This is a genomic window from Enterobacter sp. JMULE2, from assembly GCF_013337145.1.
GTDB classification, from domain to species: domain Bacteria; phylum Pseudomonadota; class Gammaproteobacteria; order Enterobacterales; family Enterobacteriaceae; genus Enterobacter; species Enterobacter mori.
The window spans coordinates 64671-76551 of the sequence record NZ_SGWD01000012.1 but is presented as its reverse complement, the minus strand read 5'-3'; the positions used below and the strand labels follow the sequence as shown (position 1 = coordinate 76551).

General features: G+C 59.6%; 12 protein-coding genes. 1 reads left to right on the top strand and 11 read right to left on the bottom strand.

Translation table 11 applies throughout. The features are described from left to right. Positions 1-3: 3 nt before the first annotated feature. From EXW94_RS11430 to EXW94_RS11395, 8 genes are all read right to left on the bottom strand, one after another. A complete protein-coding gene (locus EXW94_RS11430) occupies positions 4-1260 on the bottom strand; it encodes an MFS transporter (RefSeq protein WP_174340143.1) in 1257 nt (418 codons plus the stop codon). A 25-nt stretch (positions 1261-1285) separates the two neighbouring features. Beyond that, positions 1286-2473 carry an NAD(P)/FAD-dependent oxidoreductase gene (locus tag EXW94_RS11425; protein ID WP_174340142.1) on the bottom strand — a complete coding sequence of 396 codons (1188 nt, stop codon included), beginning with the start codon at positions 2471-2473 and terminating at the stop codon, positions 1286-1288. After that, positions 2470-3396, bottom strand: a complete 927-nt coding sequence (locus tag EXW94_RS11420; RefSeq protein WP_108416277.1) for a VOC family protein — start codon at positions 3394-3396, stop codon at positions 2470-2472. The genes EXW94_RS11425 and EXW94_RS11420 overlap by 4 nt, the downstream gene beginning before the upstream one ends. A gap of 78 nt (positions 3397-3474) precedes the next feature. Continuing rightward, positions 3475-4263 (bottom strand): IclR family transcriptional regulator, encoded by a 789-nt coding sequence (locus EXW94_RS11415; RefSeq protein ID WP_174340210.1) that lies wholly within the window; start codon positions 4261-4263, stop codon positions 3475-3477. 12 nt (positions 4264-4275) lie between these two features. Beyond that, positions 4276-5025: an SDR family oxidoreductase gene (locus EXW94_RS11410; protein WP_174340141.1), complete on the bottom strand. Its 750-nt coding sequence runs from the start codon at positions 5023-5025 to the stop codon at positions 4276-4278. Further along, positions 5025-6047 carry an aromatic ring-hydroxylating dioxygenase subunit alpha gene (locus EXW94_RS11405; RefSeq protein ID WP_032640649.1) on the bottom strand — a complete coding sequence of 341 codons (1023 nt, stop codon included), beginning with the start codon at positions 6045-6047 and terminating at the stop codon, positions 5025-5027. Before EXW94_RS11405 ends, EXW94_RS11410 begins: the two co-directional genes overlap by 1 nt. A 10-nt stretch (positions 6048-6057) precedes the next feature. Next, on the bottom strand, positions 6058-6366 hold the full coding sequence (locus EXW94_RS11400) for a recombinase-like helix-turn-helix domain-containing protein (RefSeq protein WP_174340140.1): 309 nt from the start codon (positions 6364-6366) through the stop codon (positions 6058-6060). Then, positions 6363-6686 (bottom strand): non-heme iron oxygenase ferredoxin subunit, encoded by a 324-nt coding sequence (locus EXW94_RS11395; RefSeq protein ID WP_003860044.1) that lies wholly within the window; start codon positions 6684-6686, stop codon positions 6363-6365. Before EXW94_RS11395 ends, EXW94_RS11400 begins: the two co-directional genes overlap by 4 nt. 414 nt (positions 6687-7100) lie before the next feature. Here EXW94_RS11395 and EXW94_RS11390 point away from each other — a divergent pair, with 414 nt between their 5' ends. Then, a complete protein-coding gene (locus tag EXW94_RS11390; RefSeq protein WP_174340209.1) occupies positions 7101-8312 on the top strand; it encodes an MFS transporter in 1212 nt (403 codons plus the stop codon). Positions 8313-8315: 3 nt separating this feature from the next. Here EXW94_RS11390 and speB read toward each other — a convergent pair whose 3' ends face one another. The 3 genes from speB to yqgB form a co-directional block, all read right to left on the bottom strand. Beyond that, positions 8316-9236, bottom strand: coding sequence for an agmatinase (speB, locus tag EXW94_RS11385; RefSeq protein WP_008499737.1), 921 nt, complete (start codon positions 9234-9236; stop codon positions 8316-8318). Positions 9237-9522: 286 nt separating this feature from the next. After that, on the bottom strand, positions 9523-11499 hold the full coding sequence (gene speA, locus EXW94_RS11380) for a biosynthetic arginine decarboxylase (protein ID WP_120158664.1): 1977 nt from the start codon (positions 11497-11499) through the stop codon (positions 9523-9525). Positions 11500-11507: 8 nt separating this feature from the next. Then, positions 11508-11639 carry an acid stress response protein YqgB gene (gene yqgB / locus EXW94_RS11375; protein ID WP_127312443.1) on the bottom strand — a complete coding sequence of 44 codons (132 nt, stop codon included), beginning with the start codon at positions 11637-11639 and terminating at the stop codon, positions 11508-11510. Positions 11640-11881 lie beyond the last annotated feature (242 nt).

Here is an 11881-nt window from a genome sequence, read left to right as displayed (position 1 = left end):
TCCTCAGTAACGTCTCAGCAGCGGCAGTAACAGGACGCAGCCCACCGCCGCCATCACCGCCAGAAAAATCAGCCCGGAATCCATGCTGTGGGTGAAGGCGATTAACGCCCCCATCACCGCTGGCGACAGCGCGCCCGCAAAGTTTCCCAGCCCGTTGAAAATGCCGCCCGCCGTGGCGCTCACCCGCGGATGGGTGGCCTTCGCCAGCAGGGCGAAAATATTGGGTGCGCCGGTGCCCCACATAAAGGTGCTGAAGCTCATCGCCGCGATGATGGTCAGCGGGGTGTCGAGGTGCATCACCGCCGCCAGGCCTATCGCAGCCCCCGCCATCGAGATAAAGCAGGCCGCCGCGCGCTTATCGACCCGGTCCGACAGCCACGCGCCAATGACCTCGCCCGCCAGCATGGCGATGAACGGCATCGACGACAGCCAGCCCGCGTGCTCCAGGTGAATGCCTTTGCCCTTAATCAGGTAGCCCGGCAGCCAGCCGTTGATGCCCCACAGGTAGGTCAGGAAAGCGATGTTAAAGATGCAGATGATCCAGAAGTGCGGGCTGACAAACAGCTCGCGGCGCGCGGCGCGGCGCTCGTCCTGAGACGTCTGCGAAGTGCCGGGCTTCGTATCCAGACGGATCCCGCGCAGGCCGATGCGCACAAAGATCAGCACCGGCACGGTGAGCATCGCCATCACGAAGAAGGTACTTTGCCAGCCGAAGGTGTTCAGCAGCCAGAGGGAAAGCGGGAAGCCAATCGCCGCGCCCACCGGCGTGCCCAGCAGCCAGAGCATGGTGGCGCGCGCCTGAAGATGCTGCGGGAAGTTGTGGCGCACGATGGCGAAGGCCAGCGGGAACAGCGGCCCTTCTGCCACGCCCAGCAAAATGCGCAGGACGATCATCAGCGTGTAATTATGGGTGAAGCCCATCGCCACCATCAGCACGCACCACACCGCCATCATTCCGGTGAGCAGGCGCAGCGGCGCAATTTTGTCGCCCAGCCCGCTTAAAAACACCGACGAAAAGCCGTAGCTGAGCAGAAAGGCGCTCATCAAAATGCCGAGGCGCGTGGTGTCGAAATCGATGCCCATCGCCTGCTGGAAATGGCCGTCGGAAAACAGCGCCGCGATGCTGATTTTGTCGAAGAACGCCAGCAGCACGCAGGCCAGCAGCGACAGCGGGATGGCCCAGCGCACCGCTTTTTCAGGCGTACGGGTTCCCTCACCGCTCGCCTCAACGGGCGCGGTGTTGGTCTCTAATGTGGTCATGTCTCCCCCTACGGGTGCGGGTTAGCTATCGCAATGACATCAGTGAAAAAGCCGGGTCGCCGAGCGGTACATCTGATAAATCCCGCCCCGTTGCCATCCAGCGCTTCGCCAGCTTGACGGTGCGCGCGTCGTTGAACACCACCAGCTGCGTCAGCCGCCCGTTGTCGTCCAGTGAGAAGTACAGCGCCTCTTCACGCACGACCGTTCTGCTGCCCGGCTGCGGAATGCCGAGGATCTGGATGTTGTGCTGGTATTGATCCGACCACAGCCACGGCGCGTCGTCGTAGCCCGGCGCATCGGGGTTGAGCATCGCTTTCGCCGTCGCCACCGCCTGGTTTTGGGCGAAGGCCCAGGACTGAATGCACAGGCCGTAGTGATGATGCTGCGCCACATCGCCGGCGGCAAAAATGTACGGATCCGACGTTCGCCCCTGGGCATCCACGACGATCCCGCGCCCGGTTTTCAGCCCCGCGTCGCGGGCCAGCTCCAGATTGAGATCGACGCCGATCCCCACCACCACCGCATCAAAGGTTTCACGCTGGCCGTCGCAGTGGATAACCGGCAGGCCGTTATCGTCCTCCAGCTCCAGCGCGCCGCAGCCGGTACGGATATCCACGCCCTGCTCGCGGTGAAGGGCCTCTAAGCGCTGCGATACCTCGCCGCTCACCGAGCGCATGCAGAGCGCGGGCTGCTGCTCGAACAGGGTGACCGCTACGCCGCTTTTGCGCGCGGACGCGGCAATTTCCAGGCCGATCCAGCCGCCGCCGACAATCGCCAGGGTTTGGCTTTCCGCTAGCCGACCTTTCAGGCGCTGCGCGTCCTGCCAGTGGCGCAGGGTATAGACCTGCGGATGCGCCGCCCACGCCTCACCCGGCAGGCGCGCCCGCCCTCCGGTGGCAATTAAAAGGATGTTGTAACTAAGAATCTCGCCGTTGCTTAAACGCACCGTTTTCGCCTCGCGGTCGATCTGCTCCGCACGCAGCGGGCGGTACCAGCTCAGGTTCAGCGCCTGCTGCGCCTCGTCGGTAAACAGCCTTGGGAGCGCCGCGTCCGGCTCCAGCAGAGAGGCTTTCGACAGCGGCGGACGCTCGTAGAAATCCCACTCTTCTTCCGCCACCACGCAAATCTCGCCGTCAAAGCCCTCGTCGCGCAGGGTTTTCGCCGCCCAGCCGCCCGCCTGGCCGCCGCCGATAATGACAATGCGCGACGTCATACCGCCTCCGGCTTTTTCTGCTGGCGGCGCGTGTCGTGGTCGATCCCGCCTTCCACCGCCCACTCGGTAAAGGAGACCAGCGAGTGCTCCAGCTCGCGCGGCTGCCAGTTTTCGGTCAGATAATCGTCGTTGGTGTAATACTCAAACGCGCCGCCGGTCGGGCTGTTGACGTACCAGAAGTACGCCGACGACACCGGATGACGGCCCGGCCCGATAAAGGTGCTCCAGTCATTTTTATTCATCGCGATACCGCCGCCGATCACCTCGTGGATGTCGCGCACGGTGAAGGCCACGTGGTTCAGCCCGCGCCTGCGGTTCGGCAGCTGCAGCAGGAACAGGTTGTGATGACCGCCGCGCGCGCCGCAGCGCAGGAACACGGCGCGGTTGATGTAGCGGTCAGAGACCTGGAAGCCGAGCACCTCGCGGTAGAATTTTTCCACTGCCGCCAACTCCTCCACGAAGAACACTACGTGCCCCACGTTGATGGGCTGGGCGCGATCGTAAACCGGGCTGGGCGTGTCGATACGGCGAACGTCGCCCCACTGGTTGATCGGCTCAACGTTCAGCTCCACGTCGGTCTGCTGGCTGACCTGCACGCGCAGCGTCATGCCGTTCGGGTCGAGGCACTCCAGCGCGTCACCCACTTCGCGAAAGCCGGGCTGCTGCGCAAGCTTTGGGCGCAGCGCCTCTAGCTCCTGCCGGGTAGCAACCGCCCAGGTCATGCGGCGCAGGGTGTTGCCCGCTTCAAACGCCGGCGGCAGGTCGGGGCTGTCAATCGGGTTAAGCTCCACGCGCGCGCCGCTCAGGGTGGTAAAACGCTGGCCGCTGGCATCGCCCGTCAGGCCAAAATCACGCATAAATTTGGCGCAGTGCGTCAGGTCTTCCACGCCAAATTCCAGCTTTTCAATTCCGGTTACACTCATCGTTCGTTGCCTCATCTGGCCCAAATTGGGCGTAAAACATGCCCGACGCAGTCAAGCGCCTGACGTTAACTCACTGATTTAACTGGCCTGTGACAGATACCCTAAGAAGCCAGAAATTTTATCCGCCGCGAGGCGAACCTCGTTTTGCAGGCGCTCGCGGTCGGTCTGCGGGATCTCCTCCGACGGCACCAGAATGCTGACTACCGCCGCCACGCGTCCGCTTCGGTCATACACCGGGTAGACGATGGAGGAGATGCCGTGGCGGAAGAAGGATTCGCCGATCACGTATCCGCGGGCTTTGTCCTGCTGCACCATCTGCCACAGGGCTTCGCGGTCGTGAAGCTGCCCCGGCGTGTTGCCCGGCAGGCGCTCGTGCGGAAACAGCTGTTCAAACTCGGCGCGGGAAATATCGGTCAGCAGCATGCGGCCCAGCGAGGTGCAGTGCACCGGAAGACGGGTGCCAATGCTGACCTGATTGATGCGCGACCCGGCGGCGCTGACGCGGGCGATGTAGATAATGTCGCGCCCGTCGCGGATCGCCAGGTGGCTGCTGCACTGGCTCACGTCGCGCAGCCGCTCGATGACCGGCTGGCCAACCTGGGCCACGTCAAGCGAGGCGATGTACTCAAAGCCCAGGCGCAGCACGTTCATACCCAGCGAGAAGGTATTGGTGCGCGCGTTGCGCTCCAGAAAGCCCATGAACTCCAGCGTCTGTACCACGCGGTAGGCGGTGGCCTTCGGCATATCCACCAGCCGGTGCAGCTCGGCAAAGGTCAGTTCGCGATGCTGCTCGCCAAAGGCCAACAGCAGCTGTAAACCGCGCTCCAGCCCCGGCACCAGATACCTCACTTCCCGATCGTTTGCCATCATCACCCTACCTCAATTAAAGACAAAACCGCCGTTGACCGGGATCAGCTGTCCGGTGATGAACCGCGACAGATCGCTAAGCAACCAGACCACGCTGCCGGTGACATCCTCCGGCTGCTGCGCCCCCGTTAATGCGCGACCGTTTTCGTAAAGCTGATGCCGCTCGGCCGGAACATACTCGGTTGCCTCGACGCGGGTTAATCCCGGGGCGATGGCGTTGATTCGAATGCGCTTTTCGCCAAGCTCGCGCGCCATTGAGCGGGTCATGGCAATCACCGCGCCCTTGCTGGCGACGTAGGCCATCAGGCGCGGCGCGCCCCACAGCGCGGTGTCGGACGCCACGTTCACAATGCCCGCCCCTTCGCGAAGCAGCGGCACGGCGGCTCGCGTCACCAGCCAGGTGCCTTTGACGTTCACGCTCATCACGCGGTCCCACAGGTCAGGATCGTAATCGAGCATGTTTTTGCCGCCCACGCCCGTCGCCATGGCCGCGTTGTTCACCAGCCCGTCAATCTGCCCCTGCTCGCCAATCGCGCTAAAGACCTGCTCGATGGAATGCGGATCGGCCAGATCGATAACGTGCGATTCGATCGCATAGCCCTGCTCGCGCAGCCCGTGCGCACGTTCAGCCAGCTCGCCTTCGAGGATGTCGCACATCACCACCGCCGCACCCTGCTCCGCGCAGGCTTTGGCAAAGTGATAGCCCAGCCCGCGCGCGGCGCCGGTCACCACGATGCGCTTGCCGCTCAGCAGCCCGTTCATCAGGCGGCTCCCTGCTGTTCTTCGCGCAGCGCCAGCTGCTCTTTCGCGGCCTTTTGCATCATGCGGCGCAGGCGGGAGAGGCCGACGTCGTGCTGGTACAGGTATTCATGGTCGCGGGCGTTTGGGGCCAGGCTTTCCAGCACCACGCGGTCCTGCTCCAGCACTTCCCAGTGCAGTTTTTCCAGACGGTTGCGGTACATGAAGCGCCACATATCGCGCTGCCAGCCCTGCACGCGGCGGATGCGCCAGAAGAAGACGCGGCAGTTGTCGTTATCTTCCGGCACCACCATGCCGACGATAAAGAAGTGGCCGCCCGGTCCGAAGCGCTTCTTGTAAGGAATAGAGAGGCGCATCCAGCAGGTGCCGCTGTTGCCGAGCTCAACCCAGTCGAAGTTGACGCCGCTCTGCCCTTTTTTCTCGAAAATAAAGCCGGTTTTGGTCGGCTGGAGCACCATGTCGGCCTTGCGATCCCCTTCCGCCATTGAGTGCGAGGACGAATGCAGATAGGTGCCGTGCATCGGGTCCATCACGTTTTCCAGCGCGTACTGGTAGTTGCACTTCCACGCGGCGGTGCAGAGGAAGTTGCTGAAGTTCTCCGTATCGGCAAGTTCATCCGGGAAGGTCAGCGCGTCCGGCTGCTGGTCAGCGGTGACGCCAAACCACAGGAAGATGGCGCCGTGCGCCTCCTGCACGTTATAGCTGCGCACGCACTGCTGGCCGACCAGCGGGCATTTGTCCACGGCGGGCACATCCTTCACTTCGCCGTTGCCCGCCACTTCCACGCCGTGATACCAGCAGGCAATGCGGTCGCCGAGGTTCCAGCCCATCGACAGGCGCGCGCCGCGGTGCGGGCAGCGGTCTTCCAGCGCCTGCACCTGGCCGTCTTTATTACGCCAGACCACAATCTGCTCGCCCAGGCGGGTGATGCCCACAGGAGCAGACTGCACTTCCCAGCTTGCCAGTACCGGATACCAGAGGCCGCGCAGGCCTTTATCGAGATAGTTTTGTACGGTCGTCGTCATCGCGTTGTCCTCAGTAGCCGTTAACCTGTAAGAATGCCTGGAAGCTGGCCTCGCGCCACGGCTCACCCTGCTGGTCGTGCATGCGCACCGCGTTCAGCCCGTTCACCAGTTCCGGTAGAGTTTCAACGCCCTGTTCGAAGAGATCTTCCAGCGTGGCAATCAGGTTCACCTCCCAGCTTTCCGGCTCGCGGCTGCGGGTTTGCCAGATCAGGTTGGTGTAATCACCCGGCTTATGAATGGCACCGTTGCCGCCCTCTGCAGGCGGGGTAAACTGGCGGTTTTCCGGCAGCGCCGGGTTGTAGTTCAGGATGTCGCTCATGCCACGGTCTCCTCGACGAAGGTAATCTGAATTTGGTTTTCAAAGACCCGAACCGGGTAGCGGTTCAGGTTGCGACCACCGGGGCCGTGCAGGCACTGGCCAGTTTTGACGTCGAACACCGCCTCATGCAGCGGGCATTCCACTTTGCCGTCCTCCACAAATCCCTGGCTCAGCAGGGCATAAGCGTGCGGGCATACGTCTTCCAGTGCGTAATATTCACCGTCAATCAAATAAACGCCGATCTCTTTACCATCGACGTTGCCGCTAAAAGGGAAATCTTCCTGTACTTGTTCTGCGTCACATACGCCTATCCAGCTCATCACGATCCTCCAGGCTTTTGTTTCATATATGAAACTCTGTTTCTTATTTAATACGGTCAATATAAAAGCGATGAATGTTTCGTCAAGCGGCAATGTGACGAATTTGTTAATCAAACAGGTATTAATTAACTAAGTGTGCAAAGGATCACGAAAAAATGCAGCGATATGAAATTTTCATTATCGCGGCGTGATAAATACGATTTATTAATGCCCTCGACATTTCAATAAAAGATATTGACTTCTTTTCTTTTTGTTCCTTAAAAATAAAGTAACGTCACATCTTCGGCGTTTCACCTGTGAAACGAAAAATTTATTTACCCTTAATAAACAATGAGTTTCACCAGTGAACCATTTTAGCTCCGTGACAATCACTTTGATAAAAATATAAATAGATGAAAACGTAAGGCGGGCATGATGACGGCAAGATGGCAAGGTACAATTGCACTGTTATTACTGATTATTATTTCCTACGTCGACCGGGTTAATATCTCGGTAATGATTTTAAACCCGGAATTTGCCGAACATTTTCAGCTAAATGAAAACAGAATGTTACAAGGCATGCTCATGACCTGCTTCCTGCTGGGTTATGGTTTTTCGGCTTTATTATTAACGCCGGTTATCGAAAGCAAACTCCATTACCGTCAGGGATTATTAAGCAGCATTGCGATTTGGGCCGCGGTCTGCGCAATTTCTCCGCTGCTGGGTTCGCTAATGGGCATGCTTATTGCCCGCGTGATTTTGGGTGTTGCCGAAGGACCGCTCTTTTCGCTGAAGACGCGCTTTATCAGCGATAACTTTAGCGCGCAAGAGATCGGCAAACCCAACGCCGTCACCGCGCTGGGCGTCTCGCTCGGGCTGGCCGTGGGCTTTCCGCTGGTCACCTGGCTGATGGCGCATCTGGGATGGGCCGGGTCGTTTTACGCGCTGGCGGTGATGAATCTGGTATTGGGCGGCGGGCTCATCTGGCGTTTTCTGCCCGCGCCACACAGCCCGGTGAAGATGAAAAAACCGGGGTTTGTTCACACCTTCACACTGGCCTGGCAGACGCCGCTGCTGGGCTGGATCCTGCTGGTTGAAATCGCCACGCTGAGCTATCTGTGGGGCAGCAGCGCGTGGCTGCCCGCATGGCTGCGTGACGAGCACCACTTCTCGCTGCACGCTACGGGCATGCTTGCGGCGGTCCCCTTCCTGCTGAGCCTGGGGTCAAAGTTTCTGGGCGGCGTGCTGCTCGACAAAATGCGGCCGGAACAGGCGCCGGTACTGTTTGTGGTGGGCGGTACGTTGACGGCACTCTCCGTGGTCGCGCTGATGCTCAGCCATCAGCCCGCATGGCTGGCGCTGTTTATGCTGTCTGCCAACGTGTTCTGGGGACTTCAGGGAGCGGCTATTCCTGCGGTAATCCAGCATCACGCCGCGCGGGACGCCGTGGGCAGCGCGTACGGCATTATTAATGGGATAGGCAATATCTGCGCGGCGTTTATTCCGCTACTGATGGGGATGGTGATGAAATCGGTGGGGTCGGTCAGCTCTGGCTTTTCGGTGCTGGTCGTCTCGCAGGTGATTACCCTGCTCGCCGGAGGAATGCTGCTGCTGCGCATGCGTCGCGCAGCAGCAGTGAGCGCGTAAGGCTTATTCGCCTTTTTTCGCCGCCTGGATGTAGAGCATTTCCAGCGCCAGGGTCGCCGCGGCCAGCGCGGTGATCTCGGACTGGTCATAGGCCGGTGCCACTTCCACCACGTCCATCCCGACGATGTTCAGATCCTTCAGGCCGCGCACCAGCTTGATCGCGCGGTCAGAGGTCAGGCCGCCGATAACAGGCGTACCAGTGCCCGGCGCAAATGCCGGATCCAGGCAGTCGATATCGAAAGTCAGGTACACAGGCATATCGCCGACGATCTGCTTAACCTGCGCCAGAATATCGTCCACGCCGCGATCGTTGACCTGGCCCGCATCCAGCACGGTGAAGCCGTTGTCTTTGTCGAACTCGGTGCGGATACCGATCTGCACGGAGTGGTTCGGGTCGATCAGACCTTCGTTCGGCGCGGTGAAGAACATGGTGCCGTGGTCAAACTCGCAGCCGTTCGCGTAGGTGTCGGTATGCGCATCGAAGTGCACCAGCGCCATTTTACCGAAGTGCTTGGCGTGAGCGCGCAGCAGCGGCAGGGTCACAAAGTGGTCGCCGCCGAAGGAGAGCATGCGCTTACCGGCAGCTAGCAGCTTCTCGGCGTGGGCCTGCAGCTTTTCGCTCATCTCACGCGCGTCACCGAAGGCGTACACCAGGTCACCGCAGTCCACCACGTTCAGGCGCTCGCGCATATCGAAGTTCCACGGGAAGCGGTTGTGCTCCCAGGCCAGGTTGGTAGAAACCTGACGGATCGCTGCCGGGCCGTGACGACCGCCCGCGCGACCGGACGTTGCCATGTCGAACGGTACGCCGGTGATCACCCAGTCAGCGTCACTGTCGTACGGCTGGAAGTTCATTGGAAGGCGTAAAAAACCAAACGCGTTAGATACCAGAGAGTTATCGTACTGATGACCTAAAGTGCTCATGTCCTGACCTCTTTTAACGTCGATACATTAAAAACAGATGAAAAAAAATCCCCTCCGCGTCGTTAAACCCGACGAGGAAGGGATTGATTTGTAAATCGCTAATTGGGGCGAATTATCGCCGGTAATGCAGACGGGTTCAAGTGAGTATAGCATTCTGCCGGATGACGGCTCCGCCTTATCCGGCCTACATTCGTAGGCCCGGTAAGCACAGCGCCACCGGGCATCAGCGGCGCAGCAGCCTGTTGCCCTCACCCCGCCCCTCTCCAACAGGGAGAGGGAGGTTTACCTACTCATCTTCCAGGTAGGTGTACCCGTACAGACCTGCTTCAAACTCTTCCAGGAACTGCTGCTGTAACGCGTCGTCCAGACCGGTGTTTTTCACCTGGTCGCGGAACTGGGTGAGCAGTTTTTTCGGATCCAACTGAACGTATTCGAGCATGTCCGCTACGGTGTCCCCTTCGTCAGACAGCTCGACTTCCACGTTGCCGTCAGGGAAGACGAACACGTCAACCGCTTCGGTATCACCGAACAGGTTGTGCATGTTGCCGAGGATCTCCTGATACGCGCCGACCATAAAGAAGCCCAGCATCGGCGGGTTCTCCGGGTCGTACTCCGGCATTGGCATCGTCGTTGCGATACCGTCGCCGTCAACGTAGTGGTCGATAGCGCCGTCGGAATCACAGGTGATGTCCAGCAGCACCGCACGACGTTCCGGGGCGTGGTTCAGCCCTTCCAGCGGCAGAACCGGGAACAGCTGGTCGATACCCCAGGCATCCGGCATCGACTGGAACAGCGAGAAGTTGACGTACATTTTGTCCGCCATACGTTCCTGCAGCTCGTCGATAATCGGACGGTGTGCGCGGTTGCTCGGGTCGAGTTGCTTCTGCACTTCATGGCACATGTTCAGATAGAGCTGCTCCGCCCACGCGCGCTCCTGCAGGCTAAAGGTGCCGGAGGAATAGCCCACGTGAATATCGTGCAGGTCCATCTGGCTGTCGTGCAGCCATTCGCGCAGGGAACGGCGCGTGCCCGGCTCGTGCATCTCCTGCCAGGTTTCCCACATGCTTTGCAGGGAACGCGGAGCATCGTCTGCCGGAGGCGTCGCTTCGGTGATTTCGCTACGCTCAACGCCGATGATGTTAGAGACCAGCACCGTATGGTGCGCGGTAACCGCGCGGCCAGATTCGGTGATCACCGTCGGGTGCGGCAGGCCATTCTCTTCACAGGCATCGCCAATCGCCCAGATAATATTGTTGGCATATTCGTTCAGGCCGTAGTTCACGGAGCAGTCGGACTGCGAGCGGGTACCTTCGTAATCCACGCCCAGGCCACCGCCCACGTCGAAGCACTGAATGTTCACGCCGAGCTTGTGCAACTCAACGTAGAAGCGCGCCGATTCACGCACGCCGGTGGCGATGTCGCGAATGTTGGCCATCTGCGAGCCGAGGTGGAAGTGCAGCAGCTGAATGCTGTCCAGACGACCGCGCTCGCGCAGAATTTCCACCAGTTGCAGCACCTGGTTCGCCGCGAGGCCGAACTTGGATTTTTCACCGCCGGAGGACTGCCATTTACCGGAACCCTGCGACGCCAAACGCGCACGCACGCCGAGGCGTGGAATGACGTTCAGACGCTCAGCCTCTTCCAGCACGATAGCGATTTCAGTCATCTTCTCGATAACCAGATAGACCTTGTGGCCCATCTTCTCGCCAATCAGCGCCAGACGAATGTATTCACGGTCTTTATAGCCGTTACAGACGATCACCGAACGGGTCATGCCCGCGTGCGCCAGAACGGCCATCAGTTCCGCTTTGGAACCGGCTTCCAGACCCAGCGGCTCGCCGGAGTGGATCAGGGATTCAATCACGCGGCGGTGCTGGTTCACCTTGATCGGGTAAACCAGGAAATAGTCGCCTTTATAGCCGTAGGACTCACGCGCGCGTTTGAACGCGGCGTTAATAGAACGCAGGCGATGTTGCAGGATCTGCGGGAAGCAGAACAGTGCAGGCAAACGCTGGCCCTGAGCTTCACGGGCTTTTACCAGTTTAGCGAGATCCACGCGCGCTTCAGGGACGTCCGGATCAGGGCAGACGCTGATGTGGCCCAGTTCGTTGACGTCGTAGTAGTTATTGCCCCACCAGGCAATATTGTAAGTGCGCAGCATCTTGCTGGCTTCCTCGGAGCTCATCGCAACCTCCTGCATAGAACGTAGTACACCCTGTTCGCCCGCTGACGAAGGCGAAAAAGAAGACATGTCGTCAGACATAGCGAACCTCAACTCTTTGTATTAAGTGTAAAACAGTTGACTACTATCGCAGCGTTATACGGCGATAACAACCCATAAACGGCTCCGTTTCCCAGCAGAGTATGCTGAAATCCAGACCGTGCGACCGGTTTCTTATTCATATCATTGTAAAACACGTATCCGAACTCTGTATGACAAGGTTCGGCGAAACCACGAGAAAACTCTTGTATTAACAAGAGCGCCCTTGTTCAGTTGTCACAGAGCGTAACCGGCCCTGGGATCCTGAGAAGCGCCGAGATGGGTATAACATCGGCAGGTTTGCAGACTAGAAATGCGGGTTGCGGGAATCAACTGCGCGCCAGAACGGCTGCGCTGAATTAGCGGAAAACGATGGTTCATTATC

What these genes read in the sequence shown, in the direction of transcription:
- EXW94_RS11430 (WP_174340143.1), bottom strand. Translation starts at nt 1,260, where the DNA reads ATGACCACATTAGAGACCAACACCGCGCCCGTTGAGGCGAGCGGTGAG.
- EXW94_RS11425 (WP_174340142.1), bottom strand. Translation starts at nt 2,473, where the DNA reads ATGACGTCGCGCATTGTCATTATCGGCGGCGGCCAGGCGGGCGGCTGG.
- EXW94_RS11420 (WP_108416277.1), bottom strand. Translation starts at nt 3,396, where the DNA reads ATGAGTGTAACCGGAATTGAAAAGCTGGAATTTGGCGTGGAAGACCTG.
- EXW94_RS11415 (WP_174340210.1), bottom strand. Translation starts at nt 4,263, where the DNA reads ATGGCAAACGATCGGGAAGTGAGGTATCTGGTGCCGGGGCTGGAGCGC.
- EXW94_RS11410 (WP_174340141.1), bottom strand. Translation starts at nt 5,025, where the DNA reads ATGAACGGGCTGCTGAGCGGCAAGCGCATCGTGGTGACCGGCGCCGCG.
- EXW94_RS11405 (WP_032640649.1), bottom strand. Translation starts at nt 6,047, where the DNA reads ATGACGACGACCGTACAAAACTATCTCGATAAAGGCCTGCGCGGCCTC.
- EXW94_RS11400 (WP_174340140.1), bottom strand. Translation starts at nt 6,366, where the DNA reads ATGAGCGACATCCTGAACTACAACCCGGCGCTGCCGGAAAACCGCCAG.
- EXW94_RS11395 (WP_003860044.1), bottom strand. Translation starts at nt 6,686, where the DNA reads ATGAGCTGGATAGGCGTATGTGACGCAGAACAAGTACAGGAAGATTTC.
- EXW94_RS11390 (WP_174340209.1), top strand. Translation starts at nt 7,101, where the DNA reads ATGACGGCAAGATGGCAAGGTACAATTGCACTGTTATTACTGATTATT.
- speB (WP_008499737.1), bottom strand. Translation starts at nt 9,236, where the DNA reads ATGAGCACTTTAGGTCATCAGTACGATAACTCTCTGGTATCTAACGCG.
- speA (WP_120158664.1), bottom strand. Translation starts at nt 11,499, where the DNA reads ATGTCTGACGACATGTCTTCTTTTTCGCCTTCGTCAGCGGGCGAACAG.
- yqgB (WP_127312443.1), bottom strand. Translation starts at nt 11,639, where the DNA reads ATGAATAAGAAACCGGTCGCACGGTCTGGATTTCAGCATACTCTGCTG.